This window comes from Gilvimarinus sp. 1_MG-2023, from assembly GCF_030548285.1.
In genome coordinates, this window is record NZ_JAUOSC010001767.1 from 1 (window position 1) to 234 (window position 234).

A 234-nucleotide genomic window follows, 5' to 3' on the forward strand; every position below is an offset into this window, starting at 1 on the left:
TAAATATCATCGCGACATCCCGCCCTTAGTTGGAAAAAAGGCCCTGTGGCTTGATCAGTAAAATCACTGCCATCAGGATATACACCACCATCGACGACACCGCAGGAAACAGCACAGAGGCAAAGGTATCGACAATGCCGACCATCAAGGCCGCCACAAAAGCGCCCTTGATCGAGCCCATGCCGCCAATCACCACCACCACAAAACAGGTGATCAGCACATGCTCACCCATAC

General features: G+C 52.1%; 1 protein-coding gene. It reads right to left on the reverse strand.

Annotation, left to right across the window (positions count from 1 at the left end; translation table 11 throughout):
* Positions 1-25: 25 nt before the first annotated feature.
* A partial coding sequence (locus tag Q4563_RS22790; RefSeq protein WP_442903874.1) for a hypothetical protein occupies positions 26-234 on the reverse strand: 209 nt, incomplete at its 5' end.